At 64.9% G+C, this 21,486-nt stretch carries 18 protein-coding genes; 2 read left to right on the top strand and 16 right to left on the bottom strand.

Annotated elements, in window-relative coordinates; genetic code table 11:
- Positions 1 to 10 precede the first annotated feature (10 nt).
- Genes AC5LXK_RS04255 through AC5LXK_RS04245 form a run of 3 tightly spaced genes read right to left on the bottom strand, consistent with a single transcriptional unit; the run spans position 11 to position 2,855 of the window.
- Positions 11 to 1,027, bottom strand: a complete 1,017-nt coding sequence (locus AC5LXK_RS04255) for an MraY family glycosyltransferase (RefSeq protein WP_493390457.1) — start codon at positions 1,025 to 1,027, stop codon at positions 11 to 13.
- A 5-nt stretch (positions 1,028 to 1,032) separates the two neighbouring features.
- Positions 1,033 to 1,998, bottom strand: coding sequence for a UDP-glucose 4-epimerase family protein (locus tag AC5LXK_RS04250; RefSeq protein ID WP_493390456.1), 966 nt, complete (start codon positions 1,996 to 1,998; stop codon positions 1,033 to 1,035).
- A complete protein-coding gene (locus tag AC5LXK_RS04245) occupies positions 1,995 to 2,855 on the bottom strand; it encodes a glycosyltransferase family 2 protein (RefSeq protein WP_493390455.1) in 861 nt (286 codons plus the stop codon). Before AC5LXK_RS04245 ends, AC5LXK_RS04250 begins: the two co-directional genes overlap by 4 nt.
- Between AC5LXK_RS04245 and AC5LXK_RS04240 the strand changes: the two genes are divergently transcribed.
- Positions 2,817 to 5,483 carry a glycosyltransferase gene (locus AC5LXK_RS04240; RefSeq protein ID WP_493390453.1) on the top strand — a complete coding sequence of 889 codons (2,667 nt, stop codon included), beginning with the start codon at positions 2,817 to 2,819 and terminating at the stop codon, positions 5,481 to 5,483. The two genes, AC5LXK_RS04245 and AC5LXK_RS04240, sit on opposite strands and share 39 nt — an antisense overlap.
- A gap of 72 nt (positions 5,484 to 5,555) precedes the next feature.
- Here the strand turns inward: AC5LXK_RS04240 and AC5LXK_RS04235 are convergent, their stop codons facing one another.
- The 10 genes from AC5LXK_RS04235 to rfbB form a co-directional block, all read right to left on the bottom strand.
- Positions 5,556 to 7,457: a glycosyltransferase family 2 protein gene (locus AC5LXK_RS04235; protein ID WP_493390452.1), complete on the bottom strand. Its 1,902-nt coding sequence runs from the start codon at positions 7,455 to 7,457 to the stop codon at positions 5,556 to 5,558.
- A 55-nt stretch (positions 7,458 to 7,512) separates the two neighbouring features.
- On the bottom strand, positions 7,513 to 8,877 hold the full coding sequence (locus AC5LXK_RS04230; protein WP_493390451.1) for a glycosyltransferase family 4 protein: 1,365 nt from the start codon (positions 8,875 to 8,877) through the stop codon (positions 7,513 to 7,515).
- Between the two features lie 35 nt (positions 8,878 to 8,912).
- Positions 8,913 to 10,214 (bottom strand): glycosyltransferase, encoded by a 1,302-nt coding sequence (locus AC5LXK_RS04225; RefSeq protein WP_493391183.1) that lies wholly within the window; start codon positions 10,212 to 10,214, stop codon positions 8,913 to 8,915.
- On the bottom strand, positions 10,201 to 11,295 hold the full coding sequence (locus tag AC5LXK_RS04220; protein ID WP_493390450.1) for a DegT/DnrJ/EryC1/StrS family aminotransferase: 1,095 nt from the start codon (positions 11,293 to 11,295) through the stop codon (positions 10,201 to 10,203). The genes AC5LXK_RS04225 and AC5LXK_RS04220 overlap by 14 nt, the downstream gene beginning before the upstream one ends.
- Positions 11,296 to 11,423: 128 nt before the next feature.
- Positions 11,424 to 12,737, bottom strand: coding sequence for an ABC transporter ATP-binding protein (locus AC5LXK_RS04215; RefSeq protein WP_493390449.1), 1,314 nt, complete (start codon positions 12,735 to 12,737; stop codon positions 11,424 to 11,426).
- A complete protein-coding gene (locus AC5LXK_RS04210) occupies positions 12,727 to 13,533 on the bottom strand; it encodes an ABC transporter permease (protein ID WP_493390448.1) in 807 nt (268 codons plus the stop codon). The genes AC5LXK_RS04215 and AC5LXK_RS04210 overlap by 11 nt, the downstream gene beginning before the upstream one ends.
- A gap of 76 nt (positions 13,534 to 13,609) precedes the next feature.
- Positions 13,610 to 14,506 (bottom strand): dTDP-4-dehydrorhamnose reductase, encoded by an 897-nt coding sequence (gene rfbD / locus AC5LXK_RS04205; protein ID WP_493390447.1) that lies wholly within the window; start codon positions 14,504 to 14,506, stop codon positions 13,610 to 13,612.
- The gene (gene rfbC / locus AC5LXK_RS04200) at positions 14,503 to 15,051 is read right to left on the bottom strand and encodes a dTDP-4-dehydrorhamnose 3,5-epimerase (RefSeq protein WP_493390446.1); all 549 of its coding nucleotides are present in this window, start codon (positions 15,049 to 15,051) and stop codon (positions 14,503 to 14,505) included. The genes rfbD and rfbC overlap by 4 nt, the downstream gene beginning before the upstream one ends.
- On the bottom strand, positions 15,036 to 15,929 hold the full coding sequence (gene rfbA, locus AC5LXK_RS04195; RefSeq protein ID WP_493390445.1) for a glucose-1-phosphate thymidylyltransferase RfbA: 894 nt from the start codon (positions 15,927 to 15,929) through the stop codon (positions 15,036 to 15,038). Before rfbA ends, rfbC begins: the two co-directional genes overlap by 16 nt.
- A gap of 11 nt (positions 15,930 to 15,940) precedes the next feature.
- Positions 15,941 to 17,002 (bottom strand): dTDP-glucose 4,6-dehydratase, encoded by a 1,062-nt coding sequence (gene rfbB / locus AC5LXK_RS04190; protein ID WP_493390443.1) that lies wholly within the window; start codon positions 17,000 to 17,002, stop codon positions 15,941 to 15,943.
- A gap of 343 nt (positions 17,003 to 17,345) precedes the next feature.
- Between rfbB and AC5LXK_RS04185 the strand changes: the two genes are divergently transcribed.
- On the top strand, positions 17,346 to 18,185 hold the full coding sequence (locus AC5LXK_RS04185) for a symmetrical bis(5'-nucleosyl)-tetraphosphatase (protein ID WP_493390442.1): 840 nt from the start codon (positions 17,346 to 17,348) through the stop codon (positions 18,183 to 18,185).
- Between the two features lie 32 nt (positions 18,186 to 18,217).
- Here AC5LXK_RS04185 and AC5LXK_RS04180 read toward each other — a convergent pair whose 3' ends face one another.
- From AC5LXK_RS04180 to AC5LXK_RS04170, 3 genes are read right to left on the bottom strand one after another with little or no spacing between them, the layout of a single operon-like run.
- The gene (locus tag AC5LXK_RS04180) at positions 18,218 to 19,075 is read right to left on the bottom strand and encodes a lysophospholipid acyltransferase family protein (RefSeq protein WP_493390441.1); all 858 of its coding nucleotides are present in this window, start codon (positions 19,073 to 19,075) and stop codon (positions 18,218 to 18,220) included.
- 19 nt (positions 19,076 to 19,094) lie between these two features.
- Positions 19,095 to 20,381, bottom strand: a complete 1,287-nt coding sequence (locus tag AC5LXK_RS04175; RefSeq protein ID WP_493390439.1) for a dihydroorotase — start codon at positions 20,379 to 20,381, stop codon at positions 19,095 to 19,097.
- A 52-nt stretch (positions 20,382 to 20,433) separates the two neighbouring features.
- On the bottom strand, positions 20,434 to 21,465 hold the full coding sequence (locus AC5LXK_RS04170; RefSeq protein ID WP_006476735.1) for an aspartate carbamoyltransferase catalytic subunit: 1,032 nt from the start codon (positions 21,463 to 21,465) through the stop codon (positions 20,434 to 20,436).
- Between the last annotated feature and the right edge of the window lie 21 nt (positions 21,466 to 21,486).

Below are 21,486 nucleotides of genomic sequence, written 5' to 3'. Positions count from 1 at the left end.
GCGGGAGACCTCAAGATTTGTTTTCGGTAGCCGTACCGACCCGGCGCCAGCGCGCGTCGATCGCGCAACCGATACACGCCAACACGCCATACCAGGCGACAAACAGCCCCCACTGCTGCAGTGTAGGCCGCCCCAACGCCCACAGGCCTGTGATTATGCCCACGAGCATCACGAGGTACCAGTAAATGGCGGTGCGTCGATGACCGGTGCCGGAGCGCACCATACGCTGATAGTAATGCTCCCGGTGCGCCTGCCAGAACTTTTCCCCGCGTAACAAACGTCTCGCGAGTGTTACAGATGCATCTGCAATAAAGGGCGAGAACACCATCGCCGGGAACCAGATCGGCCAGGCACCGCCTCGCCAGCCCCAGTAGCCGAGCGCGCCCGCCATGAAGCCGAGTGGAATCGAGCCCGCGTCGCCGAGAAACAGCTTCGCCGGATGGAAATTCAGCAGCAGGAAGCCGAATGCGGCACCCGCGATCGCCGCACCGCCCACGACGAGATCCGGTGCCGGCTGCGCACCGGCCAGTGCGGCAGCGGCATAGGCGCCGAAGCCGAACAGCGCCATGCCGCCTGCGAGACCGTCCGCGCCGTCCATGAAGTTGTACAGATTGGTCAGCCAGACCATCCCGAAACCGACGCCGGCCAGGAGCCACCACGGCGCGGCAGCCGGATAGACGACGATCAGCGCGACGACCGCGGCGAGGTGCGCGGCGAACCGGACCCGCGCCGGCAACCCGCGCCGATCGTCGAGCTGCGACAGCGCGGCCAGGCCGGCGACAGCCACGGCCACCAGCCACATCGACGGCGCGAGCCACAGCATCGCGATCACGCAAACGGGCACGATGCCCCAGCCGCCGACACGCGGCGTCGGCAGCGTATGCAGCGAACGGTCGTTCGGAATATCGGTCGCGAGACGCCAGGCCAACCCCGTGGCGAGCAGCGTCCGCAGGATGAGCGTCGAGGCGACGGCGGCGGCCAGAGCCACTCCGGTCGCCGTGAGCCACGTGGTAATCGCGGGATGCATATTGTCTATTTCTGTATGTCGCGCGAACGATACCATGCGGCGGTCGCTTCGAGGCCCTGCCGCGTCGTATGGGGCGGTTGCCAGTCGAGCACGCGCTTCATGCGGCCGGCATCGAGCTGCAGGCTGCCCGTCAGGCGATCGACGGCGGCGCTGCGGCCGGTGAGCCGGCCGAGCGCGCGCAGCAGCGCGACGGGTACCGGGAACAGCCGCGCCGGCCGGCCGAGCGCGTCGCCGACCATCCGCAGCAATCCGGCGACCGACGGCGCGTCGTCGTCGGCGACATGAAAACATTCGCCCGCGGCCCGCGGATCGATTGCGCAGCGCAGCAGCGCGTCCGCAAGATTGTCGACGTAGACGAGGCTGCGACGCGCAGCAATCGCGCCCAGCGGGAGCGGCAGCCCTCGCGACACGGCGTCCATCATCCGCAGGAAGTTCGCACGCACGCCCGGGCCGTAGACGAGCGGCGGACGGACGACGACTACATCGATACCCACACGCGCGCCGAATTGCCCGAGTACCTGTTCCGCGCGCAATTTCGAACGCCCGTAAGGATCCTGCGGTGCGGGCGCGGCGTCCTCCGCGAGCGGCACGCCGCGATCGCCCTCGCCGACCGCCTTGATGCTGCTGGCGAACACGAAGCGACGGGCGCCATGCGCACGCGCCGCCTCGGCCACACGCAGCGTTCCCGCGACGTTGGTCGCGTCGAACGCGGCATCCGGATCGGGCGACTCGTCGCGCATCACGTGGACGCGCGCAGCCAGGTGGATCACGCAATCGGCTTCGAGATCGGCCGGCCACGCATCGATGAGCCCGGCGAAATCCGGTGCGTCATGCACCCATTCGCGCACCCCGTCGACACACCCGCCGGGGCGGCGCACCAGCGCCGTGACCGTATGTCCTGCCGCGAGCGACAGCCGGCAGACCGCGCGGCCGACGAAGCCGTTCGCGCCCGTCACGACGACGCGGCTCACCAGAGCCTCCAGCCGAAGCGGTTGTAGAACTTGAACGCCGACGCCGCGAACATGCGGATGTGCGCGGAGCCCTTGCGGGACGCGCCGCCGCCGTGGTGGATCACGCGCGCCAGCGGCACGTAGACGGTGCGTGTGCACTGGCCGGTGCGCAAGCTGAGGTCGTAATCCTCGAAGTACAGAAAATAGCGCGGATCGAAGCCCTGCAGGCCCGCGAGCACGTCGGTACGGAACAGCATGAAGCAGCCGCTGACGATCGGCGGATCCCACACGACGTCCGTTTCGTTGATGCGGTCGCGCATCTCGTAGCTGGCCAGCCGACGCTCGAACGGCGGACGCAAGGCCGACGGCAGGAACCCCCTGACCAGCAGATCCACCAGCGCCGGATAGCGGCGGCACAGATACTGGATCCGGCCCGATTCGTCGCCGATGCGCGGCGTCAGCAAGCCGGCTTCGGGATGGGAATCGAGAAAATCGAGCGCCTGCACGAGCGCATCCGGCTCGAGGTCGATATCCGGGTTCAGGATCAGGTGATAGCGGCTGTGTGTCGCTTTGATCGCGAGGTTGTGTCCGCGTCCGTAGCCAACGTTGCCGTGACCGGACAGTACGCCGTACCCGATGCCGGCCTGCTCGAACGCGACGCGCTCCGCCGCGAGATCCGGCAAGCCGCCGTTATCGACCACGCACACGCTGATCGCGCTGCCGCCGCGCACGACCTGGAGACGCGCACATGCCGCGAGAAGACTGGAGAACGTCCGAGCGAGGAGCGCCTCGTCCGGGTGGTACGTCACGACGGAAATCGACAGGACTTCGTCGACGAAATGGGGAGAACGAGTGGATGCTTGCGGATGAGATGTCACGTGCTGACTATCGTTAACATTTGGCGCGAGGGGAATCCATCAGTGTGCGCAGCGATGTCTGCCCACGCAACCGGGATTGCCATTTGTAGCAATTATGCCGTGGCGGCGGGCGCCACGGGCGTACCGACCGGAAAAAGGGCCGCAAGACAGGGCTGCGCTGCGCCACGCCGACCGGCTCCGGCCGGCGCCGAAACGCCAAATGCTTCTGTATATAATGCGTCACCTCGATACGCATCCCGCCAGCTGCACCCTATGTTTGATATTTCGGTGATTCTCAACGCTCACAATGAGGGCGGCATCATCAACCGGACGCTCCGGTCCCTGGCTGAAGCGGCAGACTTCGCAAGAGCCCGCGGTATCACCCTGGAAATTGTCGTCGTCCTTGATAACCCGAACGAAGCGACCCGCGCCGTCATCGCATCGGCTGATCTCTCCAGTTTCGACGGAGTCCAGACGATCGAGGTGTCGAACCGTTCGTTGGGTCTGAGCAGAAACTCCGGCTGCGAGATCGCGCAAGGCGAGTATTTCGCCACGGCCGATGCCGACGATCTCGTCTCGTTCAACTTCTTCGTCGAAGCACTGGCCGCGGCCAAGCGCTACGGCAACGATGCGCTGCTGTTCCCGCAGTACCTGATCGCATTCGGTTCGATGTATTTCATTACCGAGTACGGCGAAGCGGACCTGATGCCGTTCCTGCTCGCGGACATCCATCCGTACGTGTCGCGCGTGTTCTTCCATCGCTCGACGTTCGAGCGCCTCAGGTACGTTCACTGCGACACGCAACGTGGCCACGCATTCGAGGACTGGCACTTCAATTCGTGTGCGATCGCGCTCGGGATGAAGGCGCACTACATCCCCGACACCGTTCTTTACTATCGCCAGCGCCAGCAGAGCATCATGGCTGCCGCGCGCACCCAGAGCGTCGAACTCGAAACGCCGGATACCGACCTGTTCGACCCGGCCGTTTACCTGCGCGTGTTCGCCGACGACTATCGTGCGTATCGTGCCGGCGAACGCATGCTGCCGCCGTGGTATGACGTCAAGCAGAAATTCCTCGGCAGCCGGCTGCTGTCCGACATGACCGAGGCAGCCAACCGGATCGACCCGGCCGTCGACACGCTGTCGCTGCGGCACGGCAGCCAGACGAGCGCGATGTGGTCGACGCCCGAACCGTCCGCGGTCTACTACGAGATGTGCGAGGCCATTCGCGACGCCGGCCCGATCACGGACGTGTTCCTGATCCCGTTCCTGCCCGCCGGCGGCGCGGAGCGCTACATCCTCGACGTGATGAACGGCCTGCTGGCATGCGGCGCGTCGAAGCGCATCCTCGTGCTGTCCGGCGAGCCGATGGAGAAGCATGCGTGGCTGTCGCGGCTGCCCGACGCGGCGATCTTCGTCGACGTCGCAGTGCTCGGCAACAAGCTCGACGACCGCCAGCGCGATCGCATCACCGCACGCCTGATTCGCGCCGCGGCGCCCGACGCCCGGCTGCACGTTCGCGCGTGCGTGTTTTCCCATCGCATGCTGAGCCGTCATTTCGCGCAGTTCGGCGGGCGTGACGTCACGTACTACCGGTTCTGCGACACGCGTGTCTACGAAGACGACGTATCGATCATCTCGGGCGGCGCGGTCGAGTTCCTGACGAACAACATCCAGCACATCACGCGGATCGTCACCGACAACGGCCAAACAGTCGTCGACGACGAATTCATCTTCGGCGCCAGCGCGTCCCGCTGGAACAACCTTCCCGCGCTGCTGCACGGCGTCAAGGAACCGACGCTCCACGCGACGCCGCGCCGCCGCCTGCTGTGGGCATCGCGGCTGGATGGCCAGAAGCGGCCGCAACTGGCCGTCGCGCTGTCGAAATACTTCGCGCAGAGCGGCACCGGCATCACGCTCGACCTGTACGGCGGCATCACGCCGGGGTTCGAAGTCGACCTGGCCGGCGCAAGCTACAAGGGGCCGTTTTCGGCGTTCGCGGATCTTCCGCTGCACGAGTACGACGCGCTCGTCTATACGTCGTGGTTCGACGGGTTGCCGAACGTCATTCTCGAAGCGATGGGCTCGGGGCTCCCGGTCATCGCGCCGAACATCGGCGGTATCGGCGAAGCCGTGGTCGACGGCGAGACCGGCCTCCTCATCGAGGCATCGAACGACCTCGACGAAGCCGTCGACGCGTATCGCGCAGCCATCGAGCGCCTATACGCCCAACCCGGTCTGCTCGGTGCGCTGTCGAAGCGCGCGTCCGACTACGTTCACGACAAGCACGGCGACGCACAGTACGTCGCGAACATTCAGCGGATATTCGGTATGAATGCCTCCCATCAAGAGTCCTCCCCGCCTGCCCAGGCGCCTGCCGGCCAGGCCGCGTCATCCGCGGAAAACCAGGAAGAACTGCGTCGCCTGAGGCGCGAGCTCGCGGACGCACGCGCGAAGCTGCTCGTCCACGCACGCGAAGCCGACGTCCTCCGCAGCGAGTCGGTCGAACTGCGGCAATACGCGAACCAGTGGGTCGCGTTTCAGCGCGCGCGCATTTTCATCGTCTATCGCGCCTATCTGCGCCTGCACCGGATTCCGGTGCTGGGCCCGCTGCTGCGGGCGATCATGCGGCCGTTTACGGGGAAGTAACCACGGCGCCCGGCACCGCGCCGGGCAAACCGTCAGACCGGGCGCGCGTGCAATGCGCGCGCCCTGCCCCGGTCAATCGGGCAGCGCCTGCCCTCGCGCCACCATCACGCCGGGCTCCACATACCCGAGCAGGCCCGCATAGGTTTCGGCGCTCGTCCACACGATGCGGTCGAAGTACGAATTGAATTCCCGCAGGAAATTGAGCACTGGCGGCGGCGCATCCGCCACGACGACCATCTCGCATCGCAGCCCCTGCCGCCACATGTCCTTCAGTTGCCCGATCGACGGCATCGACTTCGCGTCGCTCGAGAAACGCGTGACCGGCCCGGTTCGGTCGCGTCCGTCGTAAAGCCACCTGCCGGCAAACTGCCGTCGGACGATATTGGTTCGCCTGAACTGGCCGACGCTATCCGATGACGTGACGGAGCGCGTATGGATCCGGTGCCGATAAAGCGGCTCATGGAGGTAATGGAAGCTGCCGAATTCCGCGATCTTCAGCGCCAGCTCCCAGTCCTGAATGCCGGAATAGGCGTCGACCGACCCGCCGGACTGCAGATACGCGCCGCGCCGAATCACCTTCAGATGCGATGCGACCATGCCGTCGAGCAGGTCGTCCTTGATGCTCGCGTCGTTCCTGAACGCAATGGCCGGATAGCCGCCGTAGTCCGCGCGCCGAATCTCGCCACCGCTTTCGTCGATGTCAAGCCGGTCGGTGAACAGGTAGTCGCACGGCTCCTGCGCCAGCACCTGTGCGACGCGGGACAGCGCGCCGGGCGCCAGTGCATCGTCGCAATCGACGAACGCGACGTATTCTCCGGCGGCCTGTTCGACCGCTTCGTTCTGCGTGCGCGAAATGCCCTTGTTTTCGCCGTTGAGGACGATCCGCAGGTTCGGGTGACTGCCGTGCAGCGCACGCAGCAGCGCGGTCGTGCGCGCATCGGGAGAACAGTCGTCGACGCAGATGATCTCGAATGCGACGCCCTGCTGTTCGATCACGGACAGCAGGCAACCGTCGATGTAGTCGAAATGGTTGTATGCCGGGATCACGACGCTGATCAGCGGTGTCGCCGACGTCGGCATCTTCGCGATGGCGGCCTGCAGTCGTGCAAGCTTCTGCGCGTGCGGATCAGCGGGAGCGACCGGCGACGCGACGGCACCCGATCCGGTTTCATGCGCGTGGCCGCGCAACTGCGCGATTTCCTCGACGTATGCCGGATGCTTTCGATAGAAATTCTCGAACCAGTCGACCGCGGATTCGAAGAACGCCGGTTCGCGTGCGGACACCATCGCGTCGATCTTGGCGGCCGCATGCAGCCAGCTCTTGCCCATCCTCACGTACGACCGGCGCATGCTTTGCGCATGCTGCCGGTAAATCGCATTGTGCGCGTTGAGGTAGGCCATGCGTGCGCCGCGCGCACTCAGGCCGCACCAGAACAGCCAGTCTTCCTTCGCACGCGCGGACGTGTCGAACGGCGCGTCCATCAGCACGGTCCGGCGAAACAGCGCGCAGTGGATCGGAATCGCGAAGCCGCGCTCCCATTTGTACAGAAAATCGGACAGGCCAAGCGCCGAGTGCGCAATCGCTTCGTCGTTCTTCGAAAAGACCGAGCGGGTATCGTCGCACAACAGGAAGTTGGACACCGATACGTCGAGCGCATTCGCCACCTGGAAATGCGCCACCTGCAGGTCGAGCTTCGGCGGAACGATGAGGTCGTCCGCATCCAGCAATTGCACGAATGCGCCGGTCGCGGCCGCGATACCCGTGTTGCGCGCGCCCGAAAGCCCCGCATTCTGCTGCGAAATCACCCGCACCGCGGGCGACAGCGCTTGCGCCGCACGCAGATGAATATCGGTCCTGGGTGCCGTGCTGCCGTCGTCAACGACGATGATTTCCAGCGGCCCGCGATACGCGTCGAGCACCGACGAAATCGACTCGTTCAGATACTGCGCCTGATTGAAACAGGGGATTACCACCGATACGAGCGGCAACGACGGATCACGCGAGTCGTCAGCGCCCGATTCTTTCCGGTCAGATCCCATAACCTTCCAACTCCTTGACATGCTCGACGAACCGCTGCCACGTATGGCGTCCGTCGATCAGCTCGACGAGCGCGCGGGCGCGCGTTTCGGCTTCCTGCGAATTCGAAATGACTGACTCCATCGCCGCGCGATAATCCGCGACCTCCGGCTTCTCGGACAGCGGATACCCGGTCGAATCCGATATCAGCTCGCCCACGCCGCCGACCGTCGGCGCGATGACCGGCACACCCAGTGTCCCGATCTCGAGCAGGATGTTCGGCATGCCTTCCCACTTCGACGTGAAGATGAAGCCCGTGTATGCGCGTTCGCGCACGAGTTCTTCCGGGGACGTGAACGGCCCCATCAGATGCAGATTCGCGAGATCGGGCAGCTGCTCGCTGACGTTCACGACCGCCTGGCCATAGACATAGAAGTCGATGTGCGGGCATGCCTGCACGAGCGCCAGCAACAGGTCGACGCGCTTCTCCTTGTCGAGCCGCCCGGCCCACAGAAACGCCGGGCGCTGCCCCGCCAGATCCTGCCCGCGGCTCGCGATGCGCGCGAGCGCACGCGTCGTCCACCCATCCGTCGCCATGCGGCTGGGGTTGTACACGGCGTGCAGCTTGTCGCCCTGCTGCCCGAGGTTGTATTCGGCGCGCGCATCGGTCACGAAGCGCTGGTTGTCGGACAGCAGCGCGGTCAGCGCCGGCAGGCCCGGCTGCAGGAAATAGGCCGCATAGCCGGTCTTGCTCTTACCGTCCTCGGCAAACTGGAACGCAAAGATACTGGCGAACAGGCGCGTGACTTCCTTGAGCCGGCTTCCCTGCGAGATGATCGCGTTCCACGCGACTTCGCTGTTGATGTTGTGGAACACGGCGGGCCGGATCGCCAGCAGCATGTCGTAGAGAAGCGCCTGCTTCAGTGCATACGAATCGTCGTCCGTGAATTCGCGCAGGACAACCACATGCACACCGTCGATCCGCGCGACGCGTTCGTCGACCAGGTCGCGATCGGCGACGACGATCAGGATCTGCCGATCGGGATGGATCTCGCGCAACGCTTTCGAGAAATTGAGCGCGACGTTCTCCGCGCCGCCCGTTCCAAGGAACGGCACTGCAATGACATGGCTGACGTTTCGCACACCCCGCTGTGCGAGATCGAGCAGCAGGTGCTGCAGACGCGACTCGCGCGCATGGTCGAGCAACTTTTCGCGCCGGACCGCCGAGCGCAACGCCTGACGAATCGACTTGCCCTGACGCAACGACGTGATAACCGGCGAAATGGCCTTGCGAACGCGCCACTTCGCCTCCTGGCTCACCGGCAGGCGATGGTAGACGCGTTGGGCAAAGTACAGAAGATGCTGGTATCGCGGCATGGTTAGATATCTTGAATCATTCGCTGGTGCACGGGCTATCGGCTCAGACGCCGGTACAGATTATCCGCCTTGCCCCAGATGGTGCCCCTGACACGATCGAGTTCCGTCTGCGCGTCGGCCAGGCTGGCGGCAAGCCGCTCTTCCCGCTCGGCCGCGGCACGCAACTCGGCTTTCGCACGTTCGAGTTCCGCGGCGATGTGCCCGCGCTCGGTACGCGCCTCATCCAGTTCGACAAGCGCGCGATCGCGTTCGCCGCGAATCAGCAGTTGAAACGTCGTGGCGCCATCGGTCGGGTGCGCGTCCACCGACGCCGCCCCCTCATACTCGCCTTCCGGCCTCGACAGGCGCTCGCGAACCTCGGCAAAAGCCTGCGGCGACCAGCCGGATGCGAGTCTCGTCACGAACGCGGTCAATTCGCCATTGAAGAACAGATGCGGCGGAATCCTGAACGTGTCCTCGTGACGGTCGTACACGCGCAGCATCTCGATCAGCTCCAGAAACCGCCGCCAGTCGCCGTCGATTTCGAAGAAGCGCCCGACGAACGACTCCATGCTTTTGCGGAGCAGATCGAAGCGCCCGATCCGCTCGAGGTACGGATGCACGACACCGCCGGAGATGTCCGCATACTCCCACATCAGCGCATCGCGATTGCGATGCGTGATGTTGCCGCCGTGCGCACGATACAGCAGGAGTGCGTCCTTCATCACATGGAACCGTGCGCCGCCGGCGAGCGAACGCAGCCAGAAATCCCAGTCCGGCGAGTAAGTCAGATCCTCCCGGAACAAGCCGATACGGTCGTGCGTGGACTTCCTGACCAGCACGGTCGAATGGCACAGGTGGTTCTCCCACACCCAGCTGTCGGGTGCATTCAGGTCGAGGTCCTGATTGAACCACGGCGCATAAAAGCACTTGTCGGCATCGACCGGCTGGCTCGACGCATCGATCTCCGCCATGAAGCTGCCGCAGATGTCGACATCCGGATGGGCGTCCAGGAACGCCACCTGCGCCGCCAGCTTCTCGGGCACGAACACGTCGTCGGAATCCAGGCTCGCGATGAACTCGCCGCACGCGAGACGCAGCGCCGTGTTGTACGCCGCGCACGCACCCTGGTTTCGCTCCTGGCGCACCGCGCGAATCCGCGGGTCGTCGAACTGCTGGATGACCTCCCAGGAATCGTCGGTCGAACAGTCGTCTACGATGATCAGCTCCCATGACGTATACGTCTGGGACAGCACCGACCGAATCGTCTCCCCGATGAATCTGCCGTAGTTGTAAGACGTCGTGAGAACGCTGACACGCGGCCGCGATTCCCCGGTCGAATAATTATTGTTTGCCATTGCAGATGTATTGAATGATATCGACGATGCGATTCGCCCCGTCTTCCCCGAGTTCGCCGTACAACGGCAACGCCAGCACTTCGCGGGACACGCGCGTCGCAACCGGCAGGCGGCCCGGATCAGCGCTCGGCAGCGCGCGGTAGCAATTGTGCTCACTGCAAAGCGGGTAGAAATAGCGCCGCGAAAACACGTTGAACTGCTTCAGCGTGTCGTACAACTGGTCGCGCGATACGCCGCATGCCTGCGGGTTCACGCGCACGATGAAATACTGCATGCTGTGGCCGACGTTCGGCGGCAGCCGGAAGCACGTGATGCCGGGAATCTCGTCCAGGCGGCTCAGGTAAACCTGCGCGACGCGCTGCCGTGCGGCATGCTCGGCATCGTAATGGGCGAGATTGACGAGGCCCAGTGCCGCCTGCACTTCGTTCATCTTGCCGTTGGTGCCCGGCATGATGACTTCGGTTTCGTTCAAGATTCCGAAATTCTTCAGCAGATCGACGCGCCGCTTCATCGCCTCGTCCGCCATCGCCAGCCCGCCGCCCTCGGCCGAGTGAAACAGCTTCGTCGCATGGAAGCTGTACATCGTCGCGTCGCCGAACTCGGCGACCGGCCTGCCGTCGATTTCCGTGCCGAACGCGTGCGCACCGTCGTAGAGCACCTTGACGCCGTACTGCTCGCGAATGCGCTCGAACGCCTTCACGTCGCACGGCATCCCGTAGACGTGGACGCCGAGTACGCCCGTCGTGCGCGGCGTGATCAGGGCTTCGGCCACGGCCGGATCGATGGTCAGCGTGTCCTCGTCGATGTCGCAGAACACCGGCGTCACGTTGTTCCAGTGCAGCACATGCGGCGTCGCGGGAAACGTGAACGGGGTTGTGATGACTTCACCAGCGAGCCGCAGCGCCTGGCAGGCGACGAGCAGCGCGCTCGTCCCGTTGTTGAACAGCGAGAAGTGGCGGGCGCCAAGCCGCTTCGCGAGCGCCGCTTCCAGCGCGATGTGCTTCGCACCGCCGTTGGTCAGCCACGCGCTGTCCCAGATGTCTTCCAGTTGCGACGTGAATTCGCCGAGTGGCGGCAACATCGGTCTCGTCACATAGATCGGATTGGCGAAACCATCCGGCTTTTGTCTCATAGGGCGCTCCTGATTGATTCCTCGTGCGGATCCGCACGCCAGCCCCGGCGCCGGATCCACTGCCGGCCAACGCTGCGTCAGGCCACCGTCTTCGACAACAGCCGCGTCTGGACCTTGTTGTCCAGATGCACGGCGCCATACAACGGCAGGTAGGTGCCGCGCGAGACGTTGAACTGCACGGCGATCGGCACATGATCGCACGTGTCGACCTGGCCGATACTCAGGTCGGTCGGCACCGACGTCGCCGCACTGATGCTGTAGTCGCCGCCGCGCAACGACACCTTGAACGTCCAGTCGACCACGTGGACTTCGCCCGCGTGCAGGTCGTACAAATGCGCATGTTCGAGGCCGGTGTCCGAGTAGGCGATATCGAACCCGTTCTTGTCGCGCAGGTGATAGCCGAACGCGAGCAGCGGCAGATCTTCCTCGATGCTCACGACCATTCTCAGCGTCACAGTGTCGCCATACGTGACCTGGCGCGTCGCACGGCCCTGTTCGTTCAGCAACTGCACGTTGACGAAGCTCGCACGGCCGTTTCGGATCCGCTGGAATGCCGCCTGCTTCTGGAACTCGTCCGCACCGTCGTTGAGGTCGGCATCGAGCTCGGCGATCTGCGCCGCAGGCGCATCGGCGTCCTCGATCACGTGCTGCTTCTTGCGGACGTAGGACGAGTAATACGATTCGATCACGTGGTCCGTCGAGCCGACGGCCAGCATGTTGCCGTGATCGAGCAGGATCGCGCGGTTGCACAGCGCCTTCACCGAGCCCGGATCGTGACTGACGAACAGCAGCGTCGTGCCGCGATCCATCAGCTTCTTCATCACCGCCATGCACTTCGCCTGGAACAGTGCGTCGCCGACCGACAGTGCTTCATCGACGATCAGGATGTCCGGGTTGACGTGAATCGCGACCGAAAACGCCAGGCGCACGTACATGCCCGACGAATAGGTCTTCAACGGCTGATTGACGAAATCGCCGATCTCGGAGAAATCGACGATCGCCGGATACTTCTCTTCCAGCTCCTCCTCGCTCATCCCGAGAATCTGGCCGTACAGCATCACGTTCTCGCGGCCGGTGAATTCGGGATTGAAGCCCGACCCGAGTTCGAGCAGCGCGGCGACCTTGCCGTTCGTTTCGACCTGGCCGGCGCTCGGCGAGAGCGTCCCCGAGATCACCTGGAGCAGCGTGGATTTTCCGGAGCCGTTGTGGCCGACGATCCCGATCGTCTCGCCACGTGCGATGTCGAACGAGATGTCGCGCAGCGCCCAGAATTCCCGGTAGTACTGCTTGCGGGCACCGAACAGCATCTGCAACAGGCGCGCGCGCGGGCTATCGTAAATATGAAAGACCTTGCTCAGGTCCTTCACGCTGACTGCGAGATCAGAGGACATCTGCGAATCCTTTCCTCGTGCGATTAAACCATTGGTAGCCCAGCGCCGCGACGCCGACACTGACGACCATCATCAACAACACACCGGTCCAGCTCGGCACGGTTCCAAAGATCACGACGTTGCGGCTTTGCTCGATGACGAACGCGAGCGGATTCATCCCGACGATACGCTGGTAATGGGCCGGTAACGAGCTCACCGGGTAGAACACCGGCGTCAGGAACATCAGCACCGTCGTCACGAGCCCGATCGACTGTCCGATGTCCTGGATGAACACGCCCAGCGACGCCAGGAACCAGCAGACGCCGAGGGTAAACAGGATGAACGGCAACACGATCAGCGGGAAATACAGGATTGTCGCGTGCACGGGGAAGCCCAGCACGAGCATCGCGAGCACCAGCACGCAGAAGCTGATCCCGGCGTGGAACAACGCGACGAGCAACGCGACGACCGGCAGCACCTCGAGCGGGAACACAACCTTCTTCACGTAGTTCGCGTTACTGATGATGAGCGACGGCGCGCGGTTCACGGCTTCCGAGAACACCTGAAACATGATCATCCCGACGAACAGCACGACGGCGAATTCGGTCTTCGAATCGGATCCGGTATTCCAGCGCGCCTTGAAGATCACGCTGAACACGAACGTGTAGACGGTCAGCAGCAGCAACGGGTTGAAAAACGACCACAGCAGGCCGAGCACCGAGCCGCGATAGCGGCCGACCACCTCGCGGCGCGCCATTTGGAGGATCAAGCGGCGATGCCGCCAGATGGGAAGTGATGGTTGAATGAGTTCCCGCATGGCAATCTCTAGCTAGGTCATGCCGCACGCTCGATGCGGCATGAATTGTGATGTGCGCCGCCCGGGCCGGGCGGCATCAGGCGTCGAACAGTTCCGCGAGGACGAGCGCAAGCCCGTCCGACCACTGCGGTCGATGCAATCCGAAACGCTCGTCGAACCGCGTGTTGTCGAGCACTGAAAAGGTCGGACGTGCAGTCTTCGCCGGATACTCGGCCGCAGGGATCGGCTTCACCTCCCGGATCGACAGATCGATTTGCGGGGACAGGCGTCGGGCGCCGGCAAAAATGGCTTCGGCAAACGCGTGCCAGGTCGTCTCGCCCTGCGCCGTCATGTGATACAGGCCACTCGCGAACGATCCCGCCCGACGCTCGGCAAGCGCCTTCACCGCCGCATGCGCGGTCAGGTCGGCAATCATGCGCGCGCTCGTCGGCGCGCCGAACTGGTCGCTGACGATGGACAGCGTTTCGCGATTCGCGCCCAGCCGGAGCATCGTGCGCAGGAAGTTCTGCCCGCGCGACGCGTACACCCACGACGTGCGGAACACGAGCCAGTCGCCGCCGGCTTCGGCAATCGCCTGTTCGCCGGCCAGCTTGCTCGCGCCATAGACGTTCAGCGGACGCACCGCGTCGCTTTCGACATACGGTGCCCGCTTGCTTCCGTCGAACACGTAGTCGGTCGAGAAATGGATCAGCAATGCGCCGTGCTTGCGGGCCGCCTGCGCAAGCGCACCCGCCGCATCGCGATTGATCGCGAACGCGGTATCGGGCTCGTCCTCGGCGCGATCCACCGCCGTATAGGCAGCCGCATTGACCACGAGATCGGGCGCGAGCGCGTCGACGTACGCGCCGACGGCCGCCGCGTCGCCGAGATCGACGACGTGTCGCGTCGCGGCGACCACCTCACCCAGCGGCTGCAGCGCGCGGACGAGTTCCCACCCGACCTGCCCGTTCGCGCCCGTCACGAGAATCTTCATGCGTAGGTCTCCAGATCCGCCAGCACGGTGCCGGCGAGATCCTTCGGCGCAACCACCGGATCGCCGTCGAGCGGCCAGTCGATGCCGACCTGCGCATCGTTCCACAGCAGTACGCGTTCGAATTCGGGATACCAGAAATCAGTCGTCTTGTACTGAAACGTCGCCGTCTCCGACATCACCAGGAAGCCGTGCGCGAATCCGGCCGGCACCCACATCTGCAGGTGGTTTTCCGCAGACAATACGCTGCCGACCCATTTGCCGAACGTCGGCGACGAACGACGCAGGTCGACGGCGACGTCGAACACCGCACCTTCGACGACGCGGACCAGCTTGCCCTGCGCATGGCTGATCTGATAGTGCATGCCGCGCAGCACGGATTTGCCCGAGCGCGACTCGTTGTCCTGAACGAACTCGACATCCGCAACCTGCTCACGGAATTCCCGCTGATTGAAGCTTTCGAAGAAGTACCCGCGAGCGTCGCCGAAAACCCTGGGCTCGATCAGCTTGACGTCCGGAATTGCCGTGGAAGTTACCGTGATTGCCATAGGATCTTGTCCGTCAGTAGATTCTTCAGATATTGCCCGTACCCGTTCTTGGCGAGCGGCGCGGCGAGTTCCAGCAAACGCTCGGCATCGATCCAGCCCAGTCGGTAGGCAATTTCCTCGGGACACGCGACCACGAGGCCCTGACGCTTCTGTAACGTCGCAATGAAAGCCGCGGCCTCCATCAACGAATCGTGCGTGCCCGTATCGAGCCACGCATAGCCGCGCCCCATGATCTCCACCTGCAGCTTGCCCGCGGCAAGATAACGGGAATTGACGTCGGTGATTTCGAGTTCGCCGCGCGCCGACGGCTTGATGTCGGCCGCGATGTCGCACACGTCGTTATCGTAGAAATACAGGCCCGTCACGGCGTAGCGCGAGCGCGGCTGGAGCGGCTTCTCCTCGATCGACAGCGCGCGCATCTGGTCGTCGAATTCGACGATGCCGTAACGCTCCGGATCCTGCACGTGATAGGCAAACACGGTCGCGCTTTCGGTACGCGCGTTGGCCGCGAGCAGTTGCTTGGCGAGATCGTTGCCGTGGAAGATGTTGTCGCCCAGCACGAGCGCGCTCGGATCGTTGCCGATGAAGTCCCGCCCGATGACGAACGCCTGCGCGAGCCCGTCCGGCGACGGCTGAACCGCATACTGCAGGTTCATCCCCCACTTCGACCCATCGCCCAGCAACGCCTGGAAGCGCGGCGTATCCGCCGGCGTCGAGATGACCAGTACGTCGCGAATGCCCGCGAGCATCAGCGTCGAAAGCGGGTAGTAAATCATCGGCTTGTCGTACACCGGGAGCAACTGCTTCGACACCGAGTAGGTAATCGGATACAGCCGCGTGCCCGAACCGCCGGCGAGGATAATGCCTTTACGTGCCATCGATCAGACCCTCACGTGCGTTGCGCGTAATTGGTTTCGACCCACTTGCGGTAATCGCCTGACGCGACTTCGTCCGCCCATGCCTGGTTGTCGAGGTACCAGCGCACGGTCTTCGCGAGCCCCGTCTCAAACGTCTCGGCGGGCTTCCAGCCGAGCTCGCGCTCGAGCTTGCGCGCATCGATCGCGTAGCGGCGGTCGTGGCCCGGGCGGTCCTTCACATAAGTGATCTGCTCGCGATACGAACCCGCCGCCTTCGGCCGCGCCGCGTCGAGCAGATCGCACAGCGTATGCACGACGTCGAGGTTCTTCTTCTCGTTCCAGCCGCCGATGTTGTACGTCTCGCCCGGCACGCCCCGCGCGAGCACTTCGCGGATCGCGCTGCAGTGGTCGCCGACGTACAGCCAGTCGCGCACGTTCTGGCCATCGCCGTAGACCGGCAGCGGCTTGCCCGCGAGCGCATTCGCGATCATCAGCGGAATCAGCTTCTCCGGGAACTGGTACGGACCGTAGTTGTTCGAGCAGTTCGTCGTGAGCGTCGGCAGGCCGTACGTATGGTGATACGCGCGCACCAGGTGATCGGAACCGGCCTTCGTCGCCGAATAGGGGCTGTTCGGCGCATACGGAGTCGTCTCCGAGAACTGCGGATCGGTCGCGGACAGCGACCCGAACACCTCGTCGGTCGACACGTGCAGGAAGCGGAACGCCGCCTTGTCGGTATCGTTCAGGCCGTTCCAGTGCGAGCGGGCCGCCTCGAGCAGCGTGAACGTGCCCACGACGTTGGTCTGCACGAAATCAGCCGGCCCGTGGATCGAACGGTCGACGTGGCTTTCGGCGGCAAAATGAATCACGGCACGCGGCTTGTGCTCGGCGAACAGCGCATCGAGTGCCGCGCGATCGCAGATGTCGACCCGGGCAAACACATGATCCGGATGCCCGTCCAGCGGTGCCAGCGTACGCAGGTTGCCCGCATAGGTCAGCTTGTCGACATTGAGCACAGCCTCGCCGGAAGCAGCCATCCAGTCGAGTACGAAATTGGCACCGATAAAACCTGCGCCGCCGGTAACCAGGATCATGAAACTTCCTCTAGTCATAATGTGCGGCGCGCCTGGCAGACGCTCATCGCACTTCTTGTCATGTCACAGTGGCCAAGTCTCGGCCGATCAGGCCCGGCATTTTAACCGGTCGCCATGGCCGGCAAAGTCACGAGATGTTAATTTCGGAGCGAAAATGTCAATTATAGGAATCCAGTCGGCGCCAACTCCATGCTGCTAACAACTTGAAACAGCGCCCCGGCCCTTTGCGTCACGAAAAATCACATGCCCTGCGGACGGTCCGATGTGGAACGACCGTTGCATCACGCGCGTGTTTGTGCGATTTTTTTCTCAGTTCATCCCGATTCGTCACGATCCGACCCTCATGCTTCCGACCCCCATCGCCATCGGCGACATCCAGGGCTGTCATTCCGCTTTCCGGGCGCTGTACGACAAGCTTTCGGCACCCGCCGACACGCCGTTGTGGATCGCCGGCGACGTCGTCAACCGCGGGCCGGGCTCGCTCGCCGCGCTACGCACGCTCGTCGACCTCGGCCCGCGTGCGACCGTCGTGCTCGGCAATCACGACCTCCACCTGCTCGCGGTCTCGGCCGGGTTGCGCACCGAACGCCCGGGCGACACCATCCGCGAGATCCTCGATGCGCCGGATGCCGACGCGCTGCTCGACTGGGTCCGTCACCGCCCGTTCGTGCATGCGGAGCACGGGATGCTGCTCGTGCACGCGGGCGTGTTGCCGCAATGGGATACCACGCTCGCACTCGAACTCGCGGACGAGCTCCAGCGCGCGCTGCGCGCGCCCGACTGGCGCGAGTCGCTGCAGAAGCTGTACGGCAACGAGCCCAATCAATGGCATCCCGATCTCAAGAAGCGCGACCGGATGCGCGTCGCGTTCAACGCGTTCACGCGCCTGCGCTTCTGCACGCCCGACGGCGCGATGGAGTTCAAGGCGAACGGCGGCCCGGACAGCGCGCCGCCGGGGTACCTGCCGTGGTTCGACGTGCCGGGACGCCGCACGGAGGACGTGACGGTCGTGTTCGGGCACTGGGCCGCGCTCGGACTGATGCTGCGCGACAATGTCGTCGCGCTCGATTCGGGATGTGTGTGGGGGAATCAGCTGTCGGCCGTGCGGCTGACGGCCGATCCGGCGCAGCGCACGGTCACGCAGGTGCAATGCGAAGCGTGCCGTTCGCCGGGCGGCGAGTGACGACCGGCCGATTCGCGTGACGCAGCGACGCGTCAGCCCTCGCGACCCGGCACGGGCGCGTCAGCTGCCGCCTCGCCTGCCGTGTCGCCACCGAGCTCGGTCGCCGGATACGCATGCTTCTGCAGTTCCGCCAGCGATTCGGCCGTCGGCTTGCCGACCTTCTCCTGCAGCAACGCGAGCGCGGCCGCGATCGCGTCGCGCGCCGCGGCGGACGTGGCCCGCCGGTCGCCGCCCGGTGCGATCGGATCGCACACGTACAGGTGCGCGACGAGCGGGCCGCCGCGCAGCACCATGTCGAGCGACTTGCCGAGCGACAGATCGCCGGTGTAGGCCGGCGCGACCGACTGCCGCCGGTGCGCATCCTCGTACATCAGGCAGATCGGCTGCACCGCGCAGCCGGCCGATACCGCGGACTGGAACAGGTTCGCATGGAACGGCAGCAGTTCCTGGCCGTCGGACGTCGTCCCCTCCGGAAACACGCACATCAACCCGCCGTTGCGCAGCCGTTCGGCCATCTCGTGCATGATCCGCATCGCCTCGGTACGCTTCTCGCGCTGCAGGAACACGGTGTCGAGCTTCTCGGCGAGCCAGCCGACGACCGGCCACTGCCGCACCTCGGCCTTCGACACGAACGGCGTCGGCCGCCACGCGTTGACCGTATAGATGTCGAGCCACGACACGTGATTGCCGACCACGAGCGCGCTCGCATCGAGCCGCGCGCCGTCGTTGTGGACGACGAGGCGCATCCCGCAGATCCGCAGCATCCTGATCGACCAGCGGCGCGTCATCTCGGCGCGGCGCGCGGGTGTGACATGCGAAAAACGCAGCGCGACGATCGCCATGCCGCGCAACAGGTGAAAGACGAGACGCAGCTTGCGAATGGCGGTCATGGCGAAGGTCCGGCGTGGTTCAGTGGCGCTCGAACGCGACCTGCCCGGCCACGAGCGTCGCGCGCACGGTGGCCGGCAGTTCGTAGCCGAGGAACGGCGAGTTGTGGCCCTGGCTCTTCAGCGCACGCGGCTCGACACGCCAGTGCGCACGCGGGTCGAACACGCACAGGTCGGCCGCGGCGCCTTCGGCCAGACGGCCTGCCGGCAGCTTCAGCACGTCGGCCGGCGCGGACGTGATGCGGCGCAGCGCCTGCGCGAGTGGCGTGCGCGTCTCGTCCGCCCACTTCAGCGTCAGCGACAGCAGCAGTTCGAGCCCCGTCGCGCCGGGCGTCGCTTCGCCGAACGGCAGCAGCTTCTCGTCGTCGTCGACCGGCGTGTGGTCGGAGCAGATCGCATCGATCGTGCCGTCGGCGAGCGCCACGCGGATCGCTTCGCGATCGCGCTCGCTGCGCAGCGGCGGATCGAGCCGGAACTGCGAATCGAAATAACCGATGTCGACGTCGATCAGGTGCACGTGATTCACGCCGACGTCGCACGTCACGGGCAGCCCTTCGGCCTTCGCCGCGCGCACGAGCGCCAGGCCGGCCGCGGACGACAGCCGCGCGAGGTGCACGCGCGCGCCCGTCACGCGTACCAGTTCGAAGATGGTGTGCAGCGCGATCGTCTCGGCCGCGACCGGCACGCCGGACAGCCCGAGCCGCGACGCGAGCGGCCCGCTCGCGGCGACGCCGCCGCGGCCGATGAACGCGTCGAGCGGACGCAGCCACGTGGTGTAGCCGTAGGTGCTCGCGTACTGCAGCGCGCGCAGCAGCACCTGCGTGTCGCGCACCGGCACGTTCGCATGCGTGAAGCCGACGCAGCCGGATTCGGTCAGCGCGACCATCTCGGTGATCACTTCACCCTTGAGGCCGACCGTCAGCGCGCCGAGCGGATGCACGTTCGCCTGGTGCAGGTTGCGCGCGCGGAACTTGAGCATTTCGACGAGGCCCGGCTCGTCGAGCACGGGGTCGGTATCCGGCGGGCACACGAGCGTCGTGACGCCACCCGCGACGGCCGCGGCCATCTCGGACGCGAGCGTCGCCTTGTGTTCGTAGCCGGGCTCGCGCAGCCGCGCGCACAGGTCGACGAGGCCGGGCGCGACGATCAGGCCCGACGCGTCGATGGTCTTCGCGGCGTTGAAATCGGCCGGCGCCTTGCGGTCCTCGGCGATCGAGACGATCTTGCCGGCCGCGACAAATACGTCGGCCTGACGCTCGGTGCCGGCGACCGGATCGACCAGCGTGCCGCCTTTGATATGAATCTTCATGCGCTGTCTGTGAATGCGTTGATTGCTTGAATAAGGATGCGCGAAAGCGGGCTCAGTCGCTGTTGCCGGCGACGATGCCCATCACCGCCATCCGCACGGCGATGCCGAACGTGACCTGGTTGAGGATCACCGACTGCGGACCGTCGGCGACCTGCGAATCGATCTCGACGCCGCGGTTCATCGGCCCCGGGTGCATCACGATCGCGTCGGGCGCGGCGAGCGCGAGGCGCTCGGGCGTCAGGCCCCACGTCTTGAAGTATTCCTGCGCGGACGGCAGCAGCGCGCCGCTCATCCGCTCGTTCTGCAGGCGCAGCATGATGATCACGTCGACGCCCTTCAGCCCTTCGTCGAGGTTGTGGAACACCTTCACGCCCATCTGCTCGAGGCCGCCCGGCAGCAGCGTGCGCGGGCCGATCGCACGCACTTCCGGCACGCCGAGCGTGGTGAGCGCGTGGATGTCGGAGCGCGCGACGCGCGAGTGCAGGATGTCGCCGACGATCGCCACGCGCAGCTTCGTGAAATCGCGCTTGTAGTGGCGGATCGTGTACATGTCGAGCAGGCCCTGCGTCGGGTGCGCATGGCGGCCGTCGCCGGCATTGATCACGTGCACGTGCGGCGCGCAGTGCTCGGCGATCAGGTACGGCGCGCCGCTCGATGCGTGGCGCACGACGAACAGGTCGGCATGCATCGCCGACAGGTTGTTGATCGTATCGAGCAGCGATTCGCCCTTGCTCGTCGACGACGCGTTGATGTTCAGGTTCAGCACGTCGGCCGACAGGCGCGTCGCCGCGATCTCGAAGGTCGTGCGCGTGCGCGTCGAGTTCTCGAAGAACAGGTTGAACACGGACTTGCCGCGCAGCAGCGGCACTTTCTTCACTTCACGGTCCGTCACGCTGACGAACTGCTCGGCCGTATCGAGGATGTGGTTGACGATCGAGCGCGGCAGGCCCTCGATCGACAGCAAATGCTTCAGCTCGCCGTTTTTCGTGAGCTGCGGGTTGCCCTTCAGGAAACCGTAGCGGAACCGGTCGGGGCTCGCGGCCGCAGCGGGATTGCCGGTGCGGCCAGTGGTGTCGGTGGTCATGATGTGCGTGATTCCAACTAT

It is taken from the genome of Burkholderia pulmonis, assembly GCF_984667975.1.
Note: the sequence above shows the minus strand (reverse complement) of the source record. Positions and strands in the feature narration are given on the sequence as shown.